A 19898-nucleotide genomic window follows, 5' to 3' on the forward strand; every position below is an offset into this window, starting at 1 on the left:
CGCTCCTGCGGGCCGTTCCGGATCGCACGGCCCTGTCGATCGTCGTCGGCGCTGGTCATCAGGTGATTGTATAGCCGGGCGCTAGCGAGTTTTCGCGTCGACGAAGGGCGGCTTCACGACCTCGCACTCGATGCCGCGGCCGCGGACGTCGACCGTGACGTGCTGTCCGTCCTCGATCCCGGCATCGACGTCGACGAGCGCCAGCGCGATACCGATCTTCAGCGTCGGGGAGAACGTGCCGGATGTGGTGACGCCGACGACCGCGTCGCCGTCGAGGACATTCAGATCGGGCCGCAGCACACCGCGACCGACCGCGCGCAGGCCGCGCAGCAGCCGTGGCGGCCCGGCTTCCTTCTCGGCCAGCAGCGCGTCCCGGCCGAAGAAGGCGTCCTTCTTCCAGCCGATCGCCCAGCCGCAGCGGGCTTGCAGCGGCGAGATGTCCGCCGAAAGTTCGTGACCGTGCAGCGGATAACCCATCTCGGTACGCAGCGTGTCACGCGCCCCGAGACCGGCCAACTGCCCGCCGGCCTTCTGCACGGCGGCCAGCAACGCGTCGAAGACCACCCCGGCGGAGTCCCAGGGCGGCAGCAGCTCGTAGCCGTGCTCACCGGTGTAGCCGGTGCGGCACACCCGCACCGGCACGCCCTCCAGGCTCGCGTCGGCGTAGCCCATGTAGTCCATCGCGGTGGGCAGCCCCAGGCTTTCGAGCACGTCCGTCGAGCGGGGCCCCTGCACGGCCAGCACGGCGAATGAGCGGTGCTCGTCGGTGATGGTCAGCTCCGCGGGGGCAGCGCTCTGCAACGCGGCGACGACGGCCGCGGTGTTGGCCGCGTTGGGCACCAGAAAAATTTCGTCGGCGTCGACGTAGTACGCGATCAGGTCATCGATGACGCCGCCGGATTCGTTGCAGCACAACGTGTATTGCGCCTTGCCCGGCTGGATGCGATTCAGGTCGTTGGTCAGCGCGGCGTTGACGAACGCGGCGGCGCCGGGACCTTTGATCAACGCCTTGCCCAGGTGGCTGACGTCGAACAGCCCGACGGCATCGCGGGTGGCGGTGTGTTCGGCCACGGTGCCGGCGTAGGAGACCGGCATCAGCCATCCACCGAATTCGGCGAAACTTGCACCGTGTTCGCGGTGACGCTCGGCCAGTGGTCCGTGCAACAGATCGCTCACGAGATTTCACCCTAATGCGAGCCATCTCGGGCTGCCCGCCTCCTCCCCCCTCCGCCAAGCGGAGGGCATCGTCGCCGGGCGGGTGGCACACTGGGCCGGTGGTCGATTCGCTGGACTTCGAGGCCATCGAGGCCGCTGGAATCGCCGAGCCACGCGAGCGGGCCGGCCTGCTCGAATACCTGGCCGGCCTGGGCTACTCGGTGGACGAGATGGCCGCGGCCGAGCGCAACGGGCGCCTGTTCGGGCTGGCCGGTGACATGTTGCTGCGGTCTGGTCCGCCGGCCTACACGTTGCGTAGCGCCGCGCAGGCGATCGGCGTCAGCGTGCAGGACGTCGAGTACGGCTGGTCCATGCTCGGCCTGACCGTGGCCGACGCGGACGCACCGATCTTGAGCCAGGCCGACGTCGACGGCCTCGCGACCTGGGTCGCGATGCGCGGCGAGATGGGTGACGACGCCGCCGACGGGTTCCTGCGGGTGCTCGGCGCGTCCGTCGCCCGGCTCGCCGAGGCCGCGTCGTCGATGATCCGAACGAGCACCCCGCAGATGTGGCTCGGCTACACCGGCGACGAGCGGGCCACCGCGCAGGCTTACCATCAGGCCGCCGCGTTCATCCCCCGCATCGGGGCGATGATCGACGCGATCCACCGCCACCATCTCGTCAGCACCCGAACCTTCATCGAAGGGATGGCCCGCGGCCCGACGGCCGGTTTGGAATGCGGTGTCGGGTTTGCCGACCTTTCCGGCTTCACCGCGCTGACGCAGGCGCTCACACCCGCCGAATTGTCGGCTCTTCTCAACGAATTCGGCGCCACGGTCAGCGACATCGTGCACGCGGACGGTGGCCGGATCGTGAAGTTCATCGGCGACGCGGTGATGTGGGTCAGCGCGGAGCCGGAACGGCTGGCGCGAGCGGCACTGGACCTCGTCGACCACCCGCGCGCCCGCGAAGAGGGTCTGCAGGTTCGCGCCGGGCTCGGCTTCGGCGAAGTCCTGACGCTGAGCGGCGACTACTTCGGCAACGCGGTCAACTTGGCGGCGCGCCTCGTGGCCGCCGCGGAGCCCGGCCAGATCCTCATCACCGAAGACGTCTACAAACGCATTCCAGACTGGCCGGTGGTGGAGCAGGAGCCGTTGCAGCTCAAGGGTTTCGACGCGCCCGTCGTTGCCTACGAGCTGGGCCGCTCGGCGGGCTGAGGCTCCACGTAGGCGACCTCGACTCCGGTCTGCAACGACAGTGCCGAGCTCTGGGTCACCAGCAGGGCCGCGAAAATCCCCACCCACAGCCAGGCTTGGGCGGGCGCGAGATGGGCGGACGGGTTCCGCACCGGCAGCACCGTCAAGGCGCACACCACGTCCCCGACCACCACCGCGACGGTGACATACGGCAGAGCGGTCCGGAACTTCTGCACGCGCGCGCTCGACCCCGCCGCCGAGCCTCGTCGGGCACGTCCGATCCACCAGATCGTCGCGCACACCACCAGCACCGTCAGCGCGATCGGCAACCCGAGGTTGTTGGCGTCACTCCACAACGGCTCCAGGGGCTCCCGGGTCTTCTTGTCGGCCAACGCCAGCGCCAGATCCGACAGCGCCGCCTCGATGAAGAACACCGCGATCGGCGGAACCAGCACCGCGACAATGAAAACGCAGTGTCTGGCGAGCGTCTCCGCCGAACCCGACACGAATTGCACGACGGCGTACAGCAGCATGTAGACCGACGCGACAAAAGAAATGGCGCCCAGCAGTTCCGCCGACGACGCCCGGCCGCCGGTGAGCGAGCAGCCGTTCTCACCGGCCAGCAAGCTGTACTGAATCGCCGACAGAAACAGTCCGAGGAAGGCACTCATCAGCGCGACGCCGGTCAACGACTCGTGCTCGACCTCGGCGGCTCCGCGCGGTTTGCCATCGCCCCGGCGCCGATAACCGCGGTCGAGCACCAGGTTGATGACCACGAACGCGAACCCGGCCAGCACCCCGGCCAGCTGCGCGTAGTTGCGCGCCACAATCGATATGTCAAAGCCGGTCCACAGCACGCAGGAGTCGGCCATCTGTCCCGTCGGCATCGCCGAAATGGTAGTCGCACCAACGCCTTGAGCAGGGATGAAACACGGGCGGCGGGCGGCCGAATACGACGGTCGTTAGGGTTGCAATGGTGAGCACCCAACCCGGTTACCTTGCCCCCGCTGTCTCCGTCGCCGCCTCGCTACCGCGCCGCGGCGCAAAGTCGGCGGTGCTGGTCATACCGGTGGTGTCGTCGGGCCCGGAGGACGTCAACAACGAACCCGGCGCCGCGGTCGCCGCTGCGGATCCCTTCCTGCCGAAAGACGCGGTCGCCGAAATCGTGGACGGGCTGCGGGCGCTCAACGCCACCGGCGCCGCCGAACAGGTGCACCGTCTGGTGGTGAAGTCGTTGCCGGTCGCGAGCGTGCTCACGGTCGGGCTCGGCAAGCAGCGCGACGAGTTCCCGGCGGAGCTGATCCGGCGGGCGGCGGGATCGGCGGCGCGGGCGCTGGGCGGCGCCGAAGCCGCGATCACCACGCTGGGCGCACTGCCGGGTGACGGTGTCCTGGAGGCGGCGGTCGAAGGGCTGGTCCTGGGCGGCTACCGCTTCACCACCTTCCGCACCGACAAGACCGCACCGAAAGACCCGGGCCTGCGCAGCATCACGGCGCTGTCCACCGACAAGGCCGCCAAGGCTCAGGCCGTTCATGGCGCTGCCGTCGCCACCGCCGTTGCCACCGCGCGCGACTTCGTCAACACCCCGCCCAGCCACCTCTTCCCGGCCGAATTCGCCAGCCGGGCAAAGGCTTTGGGCGAGTCCGTCGGACTCGAGGTGGAGATCCTCGACGACAAAGCGCTGCAGAAGAACGGTTACGGCGGCATTGTCGGCGTCGGACAGGGGTCGTCGCGGCTGCCACGTCTGGTGCGGCTGTCGCACCGCGGGTCACGGCTGGCCAAAAAGCCCAAGCAGGCCAAGCGGGTCGCGCTGGTCGGCAAGGGCGTCACCTTCGACACCGGCGGCATCTCGATCAAGCCGGCCGCCTCGATGCATCACATGACGTCCGACATGGGCGGGGCCGCGGCGGTGGTCGCCACCGTGACGCTGGCCGCGCAACTGAATCTCCCGATCGACGTGATCGCCACCGTGCCGATGGCCGAGAACATGCCGTCGTCGACCGCGCAGCGTCCGGGTGACGTGCTGACCCAGTACGGCGGTACAACCGTCGAGGTGCTCAACACCGACGCCGAAGGCCGGCTGATCCTTGCCGATGCGATCGTCCGGGCCTGCGAGGACGATCCCGACTATCTGATCGAGACGTCAACACTCACCGGCGCGCAGACAGTCGCGCTCGGCGCGCGCACGCCCGGCGTGATGGGCAGCAACGAGTTCCGCGACCGGGTGGCCGCGATCTCCCAGCGGATCGGCGAGAACGGCTGGCCGATGCCACTGCCCGACGAATTGAAAGACGACCTGAAGTCGACGGTGGCCGACCTGGCCAACATCAGCGGCCAGCGGTTCGCCGGAATGCTGGTGGCCGGTGTGTTCCTGCGGGAGTTCGTCGCCGATGGCGTCGACTGGGCGCACATCGACGTGGCCGCGCCTGCCTACAACTCCGGCAGCCCGTGGGGTTACACGCCCAAGGGTGGTACGGGTGTGCCGACCCGAACGATGTTCGCGGTGCTGGAAGACATCGCGGCGAACGGCTAGCCGCCGACGGCCGGCTTGCTGAACCAGCGGACTTTCTGCTGCCAGGAGTAGGCCGAGACGACCGCGAAACCGGCACCGCAGCCGCAGGCGAAGAACCAGACCAACGCCGCGTCCATCGGGCCTTGGATGGCCGGCACCAGCGCGGTGATGATGCGCACCGAGCAGGCGGCCATGCCGCTGCCGCAGGCAAGCAGGTAGAGCGTGGCGATGTTGGTCGACCGCGGGTCTTTACGCAGAACCAGCATGGCGCGGAAGCCGAAGCCGAGCAGGTAGACGAGGGTGCCGCACAACAGGATCCAGTAGACGCTCAACCAGAAGTCGGTCGGCAGGGCGAAGAAGTCGCGGGCGTAGGTCTTGCTGCCGCGGCTGAGCGTGAATGTGGCCAACAGCAGCGGAATGCACAGCGTGGCAGGGCGTTCCACGTACTGCTTGAACGACCTCTGCAGCAGATGGTCGTCGGTGATTCGGCCGAGCGCGTTGTAGACGATCGCCGACGCCGCGACGATGTAGCAGTCGTGGCCGAGATAATTCTGCAGATTCCACACACCGGTGAGGTCGTGCAAGCCGACGCCCAGGGTGTTGGCGGCCAACGGCGACATCAGCAGGACGGCGGCCCCTTGCAGAGCGATGTTCGCCGTCGCCGCTACCTCCCAGCGGCAGTGCCAGGTGACCCTGCGGATCCACAGGCTCCAGCCGATGCACGCCAGGGTGATGAAGATGAGAGCGGTGAGTGCCACAGCAATACCTCGTACGAGATTGGAGACTTACAGCGGAGGCGCGTCGGAGCGGGGGCGCCACTCGGCGATCTTGGTCGGCTGCTGGAGCGTCTTGACGCTCCCGCCGCCCGAGACCGCGTGCATCTGTGTGCTGCCGCGGATCTCCTCGGCCAACGCGGTGACCTCGTCGGGCTCGATGAACCGGTAGCGGGTCAACAGCTCGGCGCGGTTGATGCCGAGGTTGGCCGCCGCGACCCGCAGATTATCGGCCGTGATCAAGGTGCCCTTGTCCAACTGGTCGTAATAAGTGGACCGCGGCAGTTCCATCGCAGTCCAGATCTCTTCTCTGCTCAGGGAGCGTCCTGCCAGATAGGAGAGCACGGTGGCCAATTCTTTGCCGCTGTCATCGGGATACACGCGAAACAAGATATCCAAGTTTTCGGCTTTAAGGAATGCCAAACGCGTTAAAAGCCGGTAATTTCGGGCGCCCGTCAGGGCATCTGTCCGTTTGGTAGGTGATTAAGTCCAATAAGTTGGACATCGCGCAGAGCAATTCGCGCGTGAATTATCGAACAAAACCTTCGAATGAGATGTGGCTCACAATGCGCTCACCGCGACATTTCGTCGCTGACGGCCACCGCCGAATACCGGTGCCACCAGCGTGCCCTGGTTGTGTGTCGGCGTCGCCGCAGTGACAGGATGGTTTCGATAATCACGGGTGCAGCTTGGGTACACCGCGCTGTGGTAAGCCGGAAGTCGACCCGCGCCCACCGACCGATCTATCGAGGAGTCGACGTCCATGGCCTTCTCAGTGCAGATGCCGGCACTCGGTGAGAGCGTGACCGAGGGAACCGTAACCCGCTGGCTGAAGCAAGAAGGCGACACCGTCGAGCGCGACGAGCCGCTGCTGGAAGTCTCCACCGACAAGGTCGACACCGAGATCCCTTCGCCCGCAGCGGGAGTGCTGACCAAGATCGTCGCCCACGAGGACGACACCGTCGAGGTCGGCGGCGAACTGGCCGTGATCGGCGACGCGTCGGAAGGCTCGCCGAGCGGCGAGCAACCCGCCGAACAGCCTGCGGCGCAACCGGAACCGCAGCCAGAGCCCGAGCCCGAGCCACAGGCCGCCGCCGAGGCCGCGCCTCAGACCGACGCCCAGCCGCCCGCCCCGGCCGCTGACGACCAGAGCGGGGGCGGCGACTCCCAGCCGGTGTTGATGCCCGAACTCGGTGAGTCCGTCACCGAGGGCACCGTGACCCGCTGGCTGAAGAAGGTCGGCGACACCGTCGATGTCGACGAGCCGCTGGTCGAGGTGTCCACCGACAAAGTCGACACCGAGATCCCGTCGCCGGTGGCGGGCACGCTGATCAGCATCACCGCCGAAGAGGACGTCACGGTCGAGGTCGGCGGCGAGCTGGCCCGCATCGGCTCCGGCGCCGCCGCAGCCCCCGCACCGGAAGCGGCCGCCCCGGCGCCGCAAGCCGCACCGCCCGCACCCGCGCCCCAAGCCGCACCCGAGCCACCGCCCGCACCGGCTCCGGCTCCCGAACCACCGCCCGCACCGGCTGCGCCCGCGCCCGCCGCGAAGCCCGCCGCCGAGCCGGCACCACAACCGGCCGCCGAGCCCGCACCGCAACCGTCCGGCGACGGCGCCGGCACTCCGTACGTCACTCCCCTGGTGCGAAAGCTGGCCACCGAGAACAACATCGACCTCGGCTCGCTGACCGGAACCGGTGTCGGCGGACGCATCCGTAAGCAGGATGTGCTGGCCGCCGCGGAGCAGAACAAAGCCCAGACCGCCAAGGCTCCGGAAGCCGCACCACCCACACCGCCCGCCGCCGCCCCGGCGACTGCCCGGCCCAGCGCTCCGGCCGCCCCGGCGGCACTGGCGCATCTGCGCGGAACCACGCAGAAGGCCAGCCGGATCCGGCAGATCACCGCCAAGAAGACGCGGGAGTCGCTGCAGCAGACCGCGCAGCTCACCCAAACTCACGAAGTCGACATGACCCGCATCGTCGCGCTGCGCAACCGGGCGAAGAACGCGTTCGCGGAGCGCGAAGGGGTCAACCTGACCTTCCTTCCCTTCATCGCCCGCGCCGCGATCGACGCGCTCAAGGCGCATCCGAACATCAACGCCAGCTACAACGAGGACTCCAAGGAGATCACCTACTACGACGCCGAGCATCTCGGCTTCGCCGTGGACACCGAGCAGGGTCTGCTCTCCCCCGTCGTGCACAACGCGGGCGACCTGTCGCTTGCCGGTCTGGCTCGCGCCGTCGCCGACATCGCCGCACGCGCCCGCTCCGGCGATCTGCGACCCGACGAGCTGTCCGGCGGCACCTTCACCATCACCAACATCGGTAGTCAGGGCGCATTGTTCGACACGCCCATCCTGGTGCCACCGCAGGCCGCGATGCTCGGCACCGGCGCGATCGTCAAGCGGCCCCGCGTGGTGGTCGACGAGACCGGCAACGAGTCGATCGGCGTCCGGTCGATCTGCTACCTGCCGCTGACCTACGACCATCGCTTGATCGACGGTGCCGACGCCGGGCGCTTCCTCACCACCATCAGGCACCGCCTCGAAGAAGGCGCGTTCGAGGCCGACCTGGGTCTCTAGGGAGGCTTGACCCGTGGCCGTCACCGTCGCGATCGCCGGTTCCTCCGGCCTGATCGGCTCGGCTCTGGTCGCTGCCCTGCGCGCCGCCGACCACCAGGTGTTGCGCATCGTGCGGCGGACGCCGGCCAACGCCGGCGAACTGCACTGGGATCCCGAAAGCGGTGAACTCGACGCCGGCGTGCTGACCGGCGTCGACGCCGTGGTGAACATGTGCGGCATCAACGTCGGCAGCCGCCGCTGGTCCGGGGCGTTCAAACAGACCCTGCGCGACAGCCGGATCACCCCGACCGAAGTGTTGTCCACCGCCGTCGCCGATGCCGGTGTCGGCGTGTTCGTCAACGCCAGCGCCGTCGGTTACTACGGCGACACCAAAGACCACATTGTCGACGAAACAGGCTCGGCGGGAACAGGTTTCCTGGCCCAACTCTGCACGGACTGGGAGGCGGTCACCGCACCGGCCCGGGATGCCGGCGCACGGGTGGTGCTGGCCCGCACCGGTGTCGTGCTCGCCGCGGCGGGCGGCGCGTTGCGCCGGCTTCGGCCGCTGTTCTCGGTCGGCCTGGGCGCCCGGCTGGGCAGCGGACGGCAGTACATGTCGTGGATCAGCCTGGAGGACACCGTCCGGGCACTGCAGTTGGCGATCTCGGATGAACGGATCTCCGGACCGGTGAACCTCACCGGCCCGGCACCGGTCACCAACGCAGAGTTCACCGCAGCGCTGGGCCGTACGGTCGGCCGGGCCACTCCGCTGATGGTGCCGGGCTTCGCGGTGCGCGCCGCGCTCGGCGAGTTCGCCGACGAGGCGTTGCTGAGCGGTCAGCGGGCCATCCCGGGTGTCCTCGAAGCGGTCGGCTTCGAGTTCCACCACAACACCGTCGGCGAGGCGCTGCGCCATGCCACCGCCTCCCGCGACATCGGCTAGCGCCTGTCAGGGTGCGGCCAGGTTCGAGTTGTAGCGTCGACGGGGTGAGTTCGATCCGCTCCAGCGACGCCGCCATCGACATCCGGCAGATGCCGAGAGTCGACTACCGGACCGCCTGGGACGTGCAGCAGGAGTTGGCCGGCGCCCGGGCCGACGGCGGCGCCGACACCCTGCTGTTGCTCGAACACGACTCGGTCTACACCGCGGGACGCCGCACCACCGCCGAGGAACGCCCGACCGATGGCACCCCGGTCGTCGACACCGACCGTGGCGGCAAGATCACCTGGCACGGGCCGGGCCAACTGGTCGGCTACCCGATCATCGGGCTGGCCGAGCCGCTCGACGTGGTCAACTACGTGCGGCGGATCGAGGAAGCGCTGATCAAGGTGTGTACCGACATCGGCCTTCAGGTCGAGCGCGTCGACGGGCGTTCCGGAGTGTGGGTGCCGTCCGGCGGCGGGCGACCGGCACGCAAGGTCGCGGCGATCGGCGTGCGGGTGGCGCGAGCGACCACGCTGCACGGCTTCGCACTCAACTGTGACTGCGACCTCGAGGCGTTCACCTCGATCGTCCCGTGCGGCATCCGCGACGCCGGCGTGACGTCGATCTCCGCCGAACTGGGCCACCGGGTCGGCGTCGAGGACGTCCGGAACTCGGTCGCCGACGCGGTCTGCGACGCCCTCGACGGACGGCTGGCGGTCCGGTTGGCTTCCGGTCCGGCTCCCGCGGCCGCCGCTGCGCAGGCCTCGTCGCCGAACAGGTGAGCGCGCCGCCGCCCGCGTAGAATCTGCTTATGACCGTTACCCCCGAAGGTCGCAAACTGCTGCGCCTCGAAGTGCGTAACGCGGAAACCCCGATCGAACGCAAACCGCCGTGGATCAAGACGCGGCTGCGAATGGGGCCGGAGTACACCGAACTGAAAAAGCTGGTCCGCCGCGAGGGCCTGCACACGGTGTGCGAGGAGGCCGGTTGCCCCAACATCTACGAGTGCTGGGAAGACCGCGAGGCGACATTCCTGATCGGCGGTGAGGTATGCAGCCGTCGCTGCGACTTCTGCCAGATCGACACCGGCAAGCCCGCCCCGCTGGACCGCGACGAACCGCGCCGGGTCGCCGAGAGCGTGCAGGCGATGGGTCTGCGCTACTCCACGGTCACCGGGGTGGCCCGCGACGACCTGCCTGACGGCGGCGCGTGGCTGTACGCCGAGACCGTGCGGGCCATCAAGCAGCTCAACCCGTCCACCGGCGTGGAGTTGTTGATCCCCGACTTCAACGGCGACGCCGTGCAGCTGCGCGAGGTGTTCGAAGCCCGCCCAGAAGTGTTGGCGCACAACGTGGAGACCGTGCCGCGCATCTTCAAACGAATCCGTCCGGCGTTCACGTATCAGCGCAGCCTCGACGTGCTGACCGCGGCGCGCGATTTCGGGCTGGTCACCAAGAGCAACCTCATCCTGGGCATGGGCGAGACGCCCGACGAGGTGCGCGCCGCGCTGGCCGACCTGCATGCCGCCGGCTGCGACATCGTCACCATCACCCAGTACCTGCGCCCCACGACGCGGCATCATCCGGTCGACCGCTGGGTCCATCCCGACGAATTCGTCTCCTACGAGCAGTACGCCGATCAACTCGGGTTCGCCGGGGTACTGGCCGGTCCGTTGGTGCGTTCGTCGTACCGGGCGGGGCGGCTCTACCAGCAGGCCAATCAGCGCCGGCAGCAGACGCCCACCGCGCAGCCAAGCTGAGGCGGGCTTTTCAGTATTCTTGGCGATTATGGCCAAGACACGTACCGCCAAGCCGAGCAAGGCCGCCCGAGCAGAGGCGAAAGCCGCCCGCAAGGCCGCCAGTAAAGAACGCCGTAGCCAGCTCTGGCAGGCATTCAACATCCAGCGCCAAGAGGACAAGCGGCTGCTGCCCTACATGATCGGCGCGTTCGTGCTGATCGTCGCCGTCGCCGTAGCGTTCGGCGTGTGGTCGGGCGGATTCGCGATGATCTCGGTGCCACTGTTCGGTGTCGTGTTGGGCGCGCTGGTGGCATTCATCATCTTCGGTCGCCGCGCGCAGAAGTCGGTGTACGGCAAGGCCGAGGGTCAGGCCGGAGCCGCCGCGTGGGCGCTGGACAACCTGCGGGGTAAGTGGCGCGTCACCCCCGGAGTGGCCGCGACCGGGCACCTCGACGCCGTCCACCGGGTACTCGGCCGGCCGGGCGTGATCCTGGTCGGCGAGGGCTCGGCCGGACGCGTCAAACCCTTACTGGCCCAGGAGAAGAAGCGCACCGCCCGACTTGTCGGCGACGTGCCGATCTACGACATCATCGTCGGCAACGGCGACGGCGAGGTTCCGCTGTCCAAGCTGGAGCGGCACCTCACCAAGCTGCCGACCAACATCACCGTCAAGCAGATGGACGCACTGGAGTCGCGGCTGGCCGCGTTGGGCTCACGGGCCGGCACCGCCGCGATGCCCAAGGGCCCGATGCCGGCGGGCGCCAAAGTGCGCGGCGTACAGCGGTCTGTCCGCCGGCGGTAGCTCTAGCGCCGGACGACGGCTGTTCCGGTGACCCGGTCCTGAATACCGCGTCCGTCGGAGTCGACGAACAACGCCGGTACGACGAGCGCGATCAACGCGCCGCGCGCGCCGGCCCGGCCCAGCCCGACCAGTTGACGTTGGTCGATCGACGCGACTCGTAGCCCCAGCGCGAATTGACCTGGGGTGAACTGGAACAACCGCACGGCAACAATTCCGAGCAACAGCCATATCACCAGCACTGCCGTCGAGAGCGCCTGCAGTGGGATCACCCCCAGCCGCATAACGAGCGCGGCCAGGCCGTAGGCAAGCAGCCAGTCCAGGATCAACGCCCCCAACCGGCGACCCATGCCGACCAGAGAGCCCGGGCCGTGCTCGGGCAGACCGAGCGGCTGTCCCGGATAGCCCTGCGACGGCCCCGCACCGCCGGATTGCGGGGGCTGGTTGCTGCCGGTCATCACCCCACAATAGGGTCACATCTGGCCAGACTCCGGGGCGCGGCGGTCGCATCACGTAACACGGATGTAACACGGGGTTTGACGCAGGCAACATTGCGTCCATAGCGTCTGACCGGGCAGTCCGTTACATCTGCGTAACGGGAGGCTCATCAACGACCACAGTGTTCGAAGCTCGCAGCAAAGGAGAGCGCTTCGGTGTCTGAAAAATCGGCCGACGACATCATCAAACTGGCCAAGGACGAGCACGTCGAATTTGTCGACGTACGGTTCTGTGACCTGCCAGGCATCATGCAGCACTTCACAATTCCGATCTCGTTCTTCGACGAGAGCGTGTTCGAGGAAGGCCTCGCATTCGACGGCTCCTCGATTCGTGGATTCCAGTCCATCCACGAGTCCGACATGCTGCTCCTGCCCGATACCGGCACGGCACACATCGACCTGTTCACCCAGGCCAAGACGCTGAACCTGAACTTCTTCGTGCACGACCCGTTCACCCTCGAGCCGTACTCGCGCGACCCGCGCAACGTCGCCCGCAAGGCGGAGAACTACCTGAAGAGCACGGGTATCGCGGACACCGCCTACTTCGGCGCCGAGGCCGAGTTCTACATCTTCGACTCGGTCAGCTTCGACTCGAAGATCAACGGCACGTTCTACGAGGTCGACGCGATCTCCGGCGTCTGGAACACCGGCGCGGCGACCGAGCTCGACGGCAGCCCGAACCGCGGTTACAAGGTGCGCCAGAAGGGTGGCTACTTTCCCGTCGCTCCGGTCGACCATTACGTCGACCTGCGCGCCAAGATGCTGCAGAACCTGATCACGGCGGGCTTCAGCCTGGAGAAGGGCCACCACGAGGTCGGCACCGGCGGCCAGGCCGAGATCAACTACAAGTTCAACACGCTGCTGCACGCGGCCGACGACATGCAGCTGTACAAGTACATCGTCAAGCAGACCGCGTGGCAGGCGGGCAAGACCGTCACGTTCATGCCGAAGCCGCTGTTCGGTGACAACGGCTCGGGTATGCACACCCACCAGTCGCTGTGGAAAGACGGCAATCCGTTGATGTACGACGAGACCGGTTACGCCGGGCTGTCCGACACCGCACGCCACTACATCGGCGGCCTGCTGCACCACGCGCCGTCGCTGCTGGCGTTCACCAACCCGACGGTGAACTCCTACAAGCGTCTGGTCCCCGGGTTCGAGGCTCCGATCAACCTGGTTTACAGCCAGCGCAACCGCTCGGCGGCCGTGCGTATCCCGATCACCGGTACCAACCCGAAGGCCAAGCGCCTCGAGTTCCGCGCACCGGACAGCTCGGGCAACCCGTACCTGGCGTTCGCGGCGATGCTGATGGCCGGCCTGGACGGCATCAAGAACAAGATCGAACCGCAGACACCGGTCGACAAAGACCTCTACGAGTTGCCGCCGGAGGAAGCTGCAAACATCCCGCAGGCTCCCACCCAGCTGTCGGCCGTGATCGACCGCTTGGAGGACGACCACGAATACCTCACCGAGGGAGGCGTTTTCACGCCCGACTTGATAGAGACGTGGATCAGCTACAAGCGCGAGAACGAGATCCTGCCGGTGCAGATCCGTCCCCACCCGTACGAGTTCGCGCTCTACTACGACGTGTAACCGACGACTACGAAAAACGCGGGCGCTCACACGAGCGTCCGCGTTTTTCGTTTGGGCGCGGATTCCCGGCACCGTAGTATTTACGGAATGAAAACCAGTCGATGGGTTGAACTAGCCGGCTGAGTCCAAGCGGCTGCGACGTCGCTCAACGGGACCGTCTGCGTGCGAATTTCGAAAGCCCCCGTCGCCACGGACCTGGCGATCTCGGGAACTTCTCGGCGGAAATCGCGACCATCCACTGAGCCGATGCCGCTGCCGACGATTTGGATGCGGGCGGATCGCAATGCCGCAGAGGAGATCTCGGCGTCGGCGCCGGCCATGGCGCCGATCTGGATCCAGCTGAGACCTCTGCTGCGGTCGCGACGATGACTGAGCAGGTCGGTCATTCCCCGGGCGCTGGGCCGACCCCAGATGTAATCGATGACTACGTCGACGTGGCTGGCCCGTTCGAGTTGGTCCAGCGTGAGCACGCGGTCCGCACCCAGCGCAAGGAGTTCGTCAAGCCGTTGCGGGTTTCGGCCGGCGGCGATGACCTCGGCGGCACCGAACTGTTTGGCAACCTGAATGGCCATCCGTCCAGCGCTTCCGGTGGCCCCCAAGATCAACACACTCGATCCGCGGGTGAAGTGGATACGGTGCCGCAGCGCGACCCACGAGGACATCACCGCGTTGGTCGCCGCGGCCACCGCCACCGGATCAACACCGGTCGGCAGCGGCACGCTGCGATCGTTCTCGACGATGGTGCGCTGAGCCATCGTGCCCAGCGTGGTGTCGTCCAACAGGGCGTAGTAAAGCGAGCCCTCGGCATCGCGGACTACTGCATCGACGCCCGGCACGAACGGAAGTTCACCGGTGCTGGTGTAGTGCGATCCGTTCGCCTGCGAACGCACGCGCGGGTGCAGTGCGGCGGCGACGACGTCGGCAACGAACTCGCCGGCCCGGGCCGGCACCGGGTCGGGGAAGTCCTCGTAGTGCGGCGCCTCATCGAATCTCTTGACAACTGCGGCTTTCACGACCGACCTCCTTTTATTTTAGATGGTAATACGATCTAAAATAGATCGCAATACGATACTTATCTGCTAGGCTTCTGCCGTGCCGTCGAGAGCGAGCGACCAAGTCAGTCAGCTGGATGAGCTCCGAGACGCGTTGGTGCAAACGTCTTTTGCGTTGATGGCCGTTCTCACCGAAGTCGCCGCTGAACACGACCTCTCACTCACTCAGCTACGGGTATTGGGCATCCTGCGCGATCGTCAGCCCACCTTGGCCGACCTCTCGTCCTTCACGGGCCTGGAGCGCTCCACGATCAGCGGCCTCATCGACCGAGCGACCCAGCGGGGCCTGGTCACCAAGACCACGGATCCCGAAGACGGTCGCGCGGTACGGGTAACACTGACCGAGGCGGCCCGTCGTCTGGTGCCGGAGCTCACCGCCGCGATCAGCGCTCGAATCCGGCCGCTGACCGACCCGTTGACCACCGCCGAGCAGCAGCGACTCACCGCTCTGCTCGCAAAATCGCTCGAGTCGTGAGTCCGTCGTTGGACTCGACCTCGACCGGGTAACATCCCTCTTGCTAAGCAGGTGCTCAGCATTCGATGTGCACGGCATGGAAGGGATCAGATGGCGCTGCAGACAGTTTTGGACGACATCCGTAAGCGACCCGGCTCGGGTGACGTCATCGCCGTCATCAACCCCGCGACCGAAGAGACCATTACCGAATTCACCGACTGCGGCGAAGCGGCGGTCAACGAGGCCGTCGCGCGGGCGAAGGCGGCCTTCGAGTCCGGCGTCTGGTCCCAGCTGCCCGGCCGCGAGCGGGCCAAGGTGCTGTGGAAGATCGCCGACCTGATCGACGAGCACGCCGACGAGTTCGCCCAGCTCGACTCGCTGAACACCGGGATGCCGCTGCTGCAGGCCACCCTGCAGATGTCGACGTGTGCGGAGTTCTTCCGCTACTACGCGGGCTGGTGTTCGAAGATCAACGGCGTCGCCTACGACGTGCGGACCGACGGCATCGCGACCGATGCCTACGTCAACATGCACGCCTACACCCTGAAAGAGCCCTACGGGGTGGTCGGCCTGATCTTCCCGTGGAACGGCCCGATCTTCAACGCCAGCGCCAAGCTCGCCCCTGCGCTGGCGGCCGGCTGTAGCCTGCTCGTCAAACCGGCTGAGGAGACCCCACTTTCGGCTCTGCTGCTGGACCGGTTGATTCATCAGGCCGGTGTTCCCGAGGGCGTCGTCAATCTGCTGACCGGCTACGGCCACACCGCGGGTGCCGCGATCACCGCGCACCCGGACGTGGAGAAGGTCGCCTTCACCGGCTCGACGGAGGTCGGCAAGGAGATCGTGCGGGCCTCAGCCGACAACCTCAAGAAGGTCACCCTCGAACTCGGTGGCAAGTCGCCGGTGCTGATCTTCGACGACGCCGACATGGACAAGACCATCCTGATGGCGTCGCTGGGAATCTTCGTGCACTCCGGCCAGGGCTGTGTGTGCGGGTCGCGGATCTTTGCCCAGCGCGGCGTGTATGACCGTGTCGTGGAGGGCATCTCGATGATGGCCAACACGTTCAAGCTGGGCGGCCCCAGCGAGGAGGGCTGCGTCAGCGGCCCGCTGATCAGCCAGAAGCAGCTGACCCGCGTCATGGGATTCATCGACGAAGGCAAGACCGAGGGCGTCGAGGTGGTCACCGGTGGCCACCGCCTGGACCGCAAGGGCTACTTCGTCCACCCGACCGTCCTGACCAACGTCGACACCTCGATGCGGCTCTACCGGCAGGAGATCTTCGGCCCCGTGGTCAGCATCCTGCCGTTCGACGACGAGGACGAGGCCATCGCGCTGGCCAACGACACCACCTACGGGCTGGCGGCCACCGCCTACACCGAGAACCTCGGCCGGGCGCACCGGCTGGTCAGGCGCATGCAGGCCGGCAGCGTGCAGGTCAACTGCCAGTTGGTCTTTGACCATGACGTGCCGTTCGGCGGTCACAAGCAGTCCGGTTGGGGCCATGAGTTCGGCAAAGAGGGCATCGACATGTACATGAAGACGAAGTCGGTCTGGATGCAGCTTTAGGAAGTATCGTCTGCGCATGGCGCAAAATCTCGAGGCCCGGCTGAACTCCTACCTGCCGATCGCCTTGTCCGTATTTCGAGTGATCTTCGGACTGTTGTTCCTCTGCCACGGCTTGTCCGGGGTGCTCGGCTGGCCGGCGGCGGGTCACGTTGCGTCCGTTGGCGAGTGGCCCGCCTTCTACGCCGCTTGGATCGAGCTCATCACCGGCGTGCTGATCACGCTCGGGCTGTTCACCCGGCCCGCGGCGTTCCTGGCATCCGGGGAGATGGCGTTCGCTTACTTCAGCGTCCACTTCCCGGACGGCTTCTTCCCGATCAACAACCACGGCGAGGAGTCGGTGATGTACTGCTTCGCGTTCCTGCTGCTGGTGTTCGCCGGTGGTGGCCCCTACGCTCTCGAGGCCCGGCGGCGAGGCCGGTTGCGGGGCTGAGGTTTAACGCAGCGTCGCGAAGAAAGCACGGACGTCGTCGACGAACAACTCCGGCTGCTCGAAGGCGGCGAAGTGTCCGCCGCGAGGCATCGTCGTCCAGCGGGTGATGTTGTACGCCGCCTCGCACCAGGCTCGCGGCGTACGCAGGATCTCCTTCGGGAATGACGCCACACCGGTGGGCAGTTCGACCCGGCCGTCGCTGACGAACCGGTTGAAGCTCTCCCAGTACAGTCGGGCCGACGACGCGCCACTTCCGGTGACCCAGTACATCATCACGTTGTCGAGCAATTCGTCACGGCTGAACACTTTTTCGGGATGCCCGTCGCAGTCCGCCCACGCCCAGAACTTCTCGACGACCCACGCCAGCTGGCCCACCGGCGAGTCCACCAGCCCGTAACCCAGCGTCTGCGGCCGGGTGGATTGCTGCTTGGAGTAGCCGGTGCCCCACTTGCGGTGTTCGACGTACGCCGCGAGCGCCTTCTGGTCGTCTTCGGAGTATTCGTCCGACCCGGCTGCGGGTTTCGCGATCGGCATGTTCAGGTGGATGCCCGCACACCGGCCACCGTTGCGGCCGATCTGCGTGGTGACCGCCGCACCCCAATCGCCGCCCTGGGCGCCGTAGCGGTCGTAGCCGAGCCGTTCGACCAGTTTCTCCCACGTCGCCGCGATCTTTTCCACGCCCCAACCGGTCCCGGTCGGCTTGCCGGAGAACCCGTATCCGGGCAGCGACGGGCAGATCACGTGAAAAGCGTCCTCGGCGCGGCCCGACGGCGGATCGACCAGCGGCTGGATCACCTTGTGGAACTCCACCACCGAACCCGGCCAGCCGTGCGTCAGCACCAGCGGTAGCGCGTTGTCGTGCGGCGACCGTTGATGGATGAAATGAAGGTCCAGGCCGTCGATTTCGGTGATGTACTGGTCGAACTCGTTCAAAGCGGCTTCGCGTGAGCGCCAGTCGTAGCCGTCGGCCCAATAGGCGGCCAGCTCACGGGTGTAGGCGAGCGGGATGCCCTGCGTCCAGTCGTCGACGGTCTCGGACTCCGGCCAACGGGTGCGCGCCAGGCGCTCGTGCAAGTCGTCGAGAACGGCGGCGGGGACGTCGATGCGATACGGCCTGATTTCCGACATAGCCTTCATCATGCAGGCCGACGTTCAGACGTCGAGGGCGAGGTCCTTGCGGAACCTCTTCATGCCGTCGATCTTCTGCCCCAGCGTGGCGTCCGGCCCGGAGTAGAACATCCACGGCATGGTCAGGATCCCACTGATGCCGGCGTCTTCCGCGCGCTGGTAGTGCTCGGTCGTGAAGGCGTCGGTCAGCGGCGTCAGAATGGTGAAATCATCCATCCCCAAGCTCTTTTCGGCCCGCAACTCGCGGATTCTGTTCGCGGCCCCGATCGCCTGCCCGGTGTCGATCAGGTCGCCGATCCAGCCGTCGTATCGCGCCGCGCGGCGTAGCGCGATGTCGCTGAGCCCGCCGACGTAGATCGGTATCGGCGGCGGTGTGGGCTGCATTTCCAGCCGGGGCGTCTGATAGAACTCGCCGTCGAATTCCGTCCAGTCCGGCGACCACAGAGTCCGCATCAGTTCGAGCATCTCGTCGGTGCGTCTGCCCCGCTTGGCAAAGGGCTGCTCCATCAGGTCGAACTCTTCTTCACACCAGCCGACGCCGATGCCCAGTTCGACCCGTCCGTCGGCCAAATATGCCGCGGTGCCAATGGATTTGGCCGCCGAATACGCGTTGCGCATCGCCGGGATGTAGACGGTGGTGACGAATCGCAGCTGAGTGGTGACCTGAGCGAGCGCGCCGACCAGCACCCACGGGTCGGGCCACTCGGTGAACGGCTGCCAGCGCCGCCGGCCGTCTTTGGTGTAGGGGTACGGGGTGTTCAGCGTCTCGAGGTTGACGATGTGATCGGGGATCGCCATCCCGTCGTAGCCGAGATCATCGGCCACCTTCGCGATCTCGACGATCTCCTTGGTGTCCAGAAACGCGCTGCTGACGTAGAACTTCATTCGACGGCCCGCGCCCACGCCGGCGTGATGAAGATCCCCTCAGCCTCTACAGTTACTCCTTCGGAATCCGAAAGCTTCCCGGAGACAAAGGTTTTGACGCCTTCGCTGCGCTCGACCGCAGCGTCGGCGCGCAGTCTGCCCAGTGGAGTTCCGCGGACGAAGCGCAGCGTGAGGGTGCCGGTGAACAGCGGTTTGGTCAGACCCGCGCTGGCGGCCTCGCCGAGCACGTGGTCGAGCACCAGCGCGCACACCCCGCCGTGCACCCAGCCGGGCGGTCCTTCGTAGGCAGAGCTGAGGGTGAACTCGCTCCAGCAGGACGACGCGTCGTCGCCACGCTGGACGGTCAGCGGCGGCGCGATCGCGTTGCGCAGACCGATGACCGCGTTGCCCCACACCACCGGGCGTCCCCCGACGGCGTACCGCACCACCCGCGCCTCGTCGCGCTGTCTGCTGCGCAATACCTCAGTGGCCGACCGGATCGTGGTCCGGGCTGACTCGATGGCGTCCGGCTCGACTTCGGTGCTCAGCACGGCCTGGATCAGGTCGCGGACGTCGTCGGTCAGCGGGCTGTAGAGGGCAGCGAGCCGGTCGTGTTCGTCGGCGCTCATCACCTGATAAGGGACCTTCGCGTCCAA

General features: G+C 66.9%; 20 protein-coding genes. 11 read left to right on the plus strand and 9 right to left on the minus strand.

Annotated features, from left to right (window positions below; translation table 11 throughout):
* Positions 1 to 81: 81 nt before the first annotated feature.
* Positions 82 to 1176 carry a glycine cleavage system aminomethyltransferase GcvT gene (gcvT, locus tag ACZYW1_RS20400; RefSeq protein ID WP_463788279.1) on the minus strand — a complete coding sequence of 365 codons (1095 nt, stop codon included), beginning with the start codon at positions 1174 to 1176 and terminating at the stop codon, positions 82 to 84.
* 98 nt (positions 1177 to 1274) lie between these two features.
* Between gcvT and ACZYW1_RS20405 the strand changes: the two genes are divergently transcribed.
* The gene (locus ACZYW1_RS20405) at positions 1275 to 2372 is read left to right on the plus strand and encodes an adenylate/guanylate cyclase domain-containing protein (RefSeq protein ID WP_463788280.1); all 1098 of its coding nucleotides are present in this window, start codon (positions 1275 to 1277) and stop codon (positions 2370 to 2372) included.
* Here ACZYW1_RS20405 and ACZYW1_RS20410 read toward each other — a convergent pair.
* Positions 2345 to 3238 (minus strand): hypothetical protein, encoded by an 894-nt coding sequence (locus tag ACZYW1_RS20410; RefSeq protein ID WP_463788281.1) that lies wholly within the window; start codon positions 3236 to 3238, stop codon positions 2345 to 2347. The two genes, ACZYW1_RS20405 and ACZYW1_RS20410, sit on opposite strands and share 28 nt — an antisense overlap.
* Before the next feature lie 89 nt (positions 3239 to 3327).
* Here ACZYW1_RS20410 and ACZYW1_RS20415 point away from each other — a divergent pair, with 89 nt between their 5' ends.
* Positions 3328 to 4884, plus strand: coding sequence for a leucyl aminopeptidase (locus tag ACZYW1_RS20415; RefSeq protein ID WP_463788282.1), 1557 nt, complete (start codon positions 3328 to 3330; stop codon positions 4882 to 4884).
* On the opposite strand, the gene ACZYW1_RS20420 is transcribed toward ACZYW1_RS20415, so the two are convergent.
* Complete coding sequence (locus ACZYW1_RS20420) at positions 4881 to 5621, minus strand: hypothetical protein (protein ID WP_463788283.1); 741 nt, start codon at positions 5619 to 5621, stop codon at positions 4881 to 4883. The two genes, ACZYW1_RS20415 and ACZYW1_RS20420, sit on opposite strands and share 4 nt — an antisense overlap.
* 27 nt (positions 5622 to 5648) lie before the next feature.
* The gene (locus tag ACZYW1_RS20425) at positions 5649 to 6017 is read right to left on the minus strand and encodes a hypothetical protein (RefSeq protein WP_463788284.1); all 369 of its coding nucleotides are present in this window, start codon (positions 6015 to 6017) and stop codon (positions 5649 to 5651) included.
* A 382-nt stretch (positions 6018 to 6399) separates the two neighbouring features.
* Here ACZYW1_RS20425 and sucB point away from each other — a divergent pair, with 382 nt between their 5' ends.
* Genes sucB through ACZYW1_RS20450 form a run of 5 tightly spaced genes read left to right on the plus strand, consistent with a single transcriptional unit; the run spans position 6400 to position 11661 of the window.
* Complete coding sequence (gene sucB, locus ACZYW1_RS20430) at positions 6400 to 8217, plus strand: 2-oxoglutarate dehydrogenase, E2 component, dihydrolipoamide succinyltransferase (protein ID WP_463788285.1); 1818 nt, start codon at positions 6400 to 6402, stop codon at positions 8215 to 8217.
* Between the two features lie 13 nt (positions 8218 to 8230).
* Positions 8231 to 9139, plus strand: coding sequence for a TIGR01777 family oxidoreductase (locus tag ACZYW1_RS20435; RefSeq protein WP_463788286.1), 909 nt, complete (start codon positions 8231 to 8233; stop codon positions 9137 to 9139).
* 44 nt (positions 9140 to 9183) lie between these two features.
* A complete protein-coding gene (gene lipB / locus ACZYW1_RS20440) occupies positions 9184 to 9903 on the plus strand; it encodes a lipoyl(octanoyl) transferase LipB (protein WP_463788287.1) in 720 nt (239 codons plus the stop codon).
* 29 nt (positions 9904 to 9932) lie between these two features.
* Positions 9933 to 10880: a lipoyl synthase gene (lipA, locus tag ACZYW1_RS20445; protein WP_463788288.1), complete on the plus strand. Its 948-nt coding sequence runs from the start codon at positions 9933 to 9935 to the stop codon at positions 10878 to 10880.
* 28 nt (positions 10881 to 10908) lie between these two features.
* Positions 10909 to 11661 carry a DUF4191 domain-containing protein gene (locus ACZYW1_RS20450; protein WP_463788289.1) on the plus strand — a complete coding sequence of 251 codons (753 nt, stop codon included), beginning with the start codon at positions 10909 to 10911 and terminating at the stop codon, positions 11659 to 11661.
* Positions 11662 to 11663: 2 nt separating this feature from the next.
* On the opposite strand, the gene ACZYW1_RS20455 is transcribed toward ACZYW1_RS20450, so the two are convergent.
* Positions 11664 to 12116, minus strand: coding sequence for an RDD family protein (locus tag ACZYW1_RS20455; RefSeq protein WP_463788290.1), 453 nt, complete (start codon positions 12114 to 12116; stop codon positions 11664 to 11666).
* Between the two features lie 195 nt (positions 12117 to 12311).
* Here ACZYW1_RS20455 and glnA point away from each other — a divergent pair, with 195 nt between their 5' ends.
* Positions 12312 to 13748: a type I glutamate--ammonia ligase gene (glnA, locus tag ACZYW1_RS20460; RefSeq protein WP_463788291.1), complete on the plus strand. Its 1437-nt coding sequence runs from the start codon at positions 12312 to 12314 to the stop codon at positions 13746 to 13748.
* Positions 13749 to 13828: 80 nt separating this feature from the next.
* Here the strand turns inward: glnA and ACZYW1_RS20465 are convergent, their stop codons facing one another.
* On the minus strand, positions 13829 to 14761 hold the full coding sequence (locus ACZYW1_RS20465; RefSeq protein ID WP_463788292.1) for a quinone oxidoreductase family protein: 933 nt from the start codon (positions 14759 to 14761) through the stop codon (positions 13829 to 13831).
* 157 nt (positions 14762 to 14918) lie between these two features.
* Here ACZYW1_RS20465 and ACZYW1_RS20470 point away from each other — a divergent pair, with 157 nt between their 5' ends.
* From ACZYW1_RS20470 to ACZYW1_RS20480, 3 genes are all read left to right on the plus strand, one after another.
* Positions 14919 to 15275, plus strand: a complete 357-nt coding sequence (locus ACZYW1_RS20470) for a MarR family winged helix-turn-helix transcriptional regulator (protein ID WP_463788293.1) — start codon at positions 14919 to 14921, stop codon at positions 15273 to 15275.
* 90 nt (positions 15276 to 15365) lie between these two features.
* A complete protein-coding gene (locus ACZYW1_RS20475) occupies positions 15366 to 16820 on the plus strand; it encodes an aldehyde dehydrogenase family protein (protein WP_463788294.1) in 1455 nt (484 codons plus the stop codon).
* Between the two features lie 16 nt (positions 16821 to 16836).
* Positions 16837 to 17250, plus strand: a complete 414-nt coding sequence (locus ACZYW1_RS20480; RefSeq protein ID WP_463788295.1) for a DoxX family protein — start codon at positions 16837 to 16839, stop codon at positions 17248 to 17250.
* A 3-nt stretch (positions 17251 to 17253) separates the two neighbouring features.
* Here the strand turns inward: ACZYW1_RS20480 and ACZYW1_RS20485 are convergent, their stop codons facing one another.
* The 3 genes from ACZYW1_RS20485 to ACZYW1_RS20495 are packed head-to-tail and all read right to left on the minus strand — an operon-like array spanning position 17254 to position 19871.
* Entirely contained in the window at positions 17254 to 18369 is a 1116-nt protein-coding gene (locus tag ACZYW1_RS20485) for an epoxide hydrolase family protein (RefSeq protein WP_463788816.1), read from the minus strand.
* A gap of 33 nt (positions 18370 to 18402) precedes the next feature.
* Complete coding sequence (locus ACZYW1_RS20490) at positions 18403 to 19263, minus strand: TIGR03619 family F420-dependent LLM class oxidoreductase (protein ID WP_463788296.1); 861 nt, start codon at positions 19261 to 19263, stop codon at positions 18403 to 18405.
* Entirely contained in the window at positions 19260 to 19871 is a 612-nt protein-coding gene (locus ACZYW1_RS20495) for a PaaI family thioesterase (protein ID WP_463788817.1), read from the minus strand. The genes ACZYW1_RS20490 and ACZYW1_RS20495 overlap by 4 nt, the downstream gene beginning before the upstream one ends.
* Positions 19872 to 19898 lie beyond the last annotated feature (27 nt).

The organism is Mycobacterium sp. IDUB_36 (assembly GCF_055419225.1).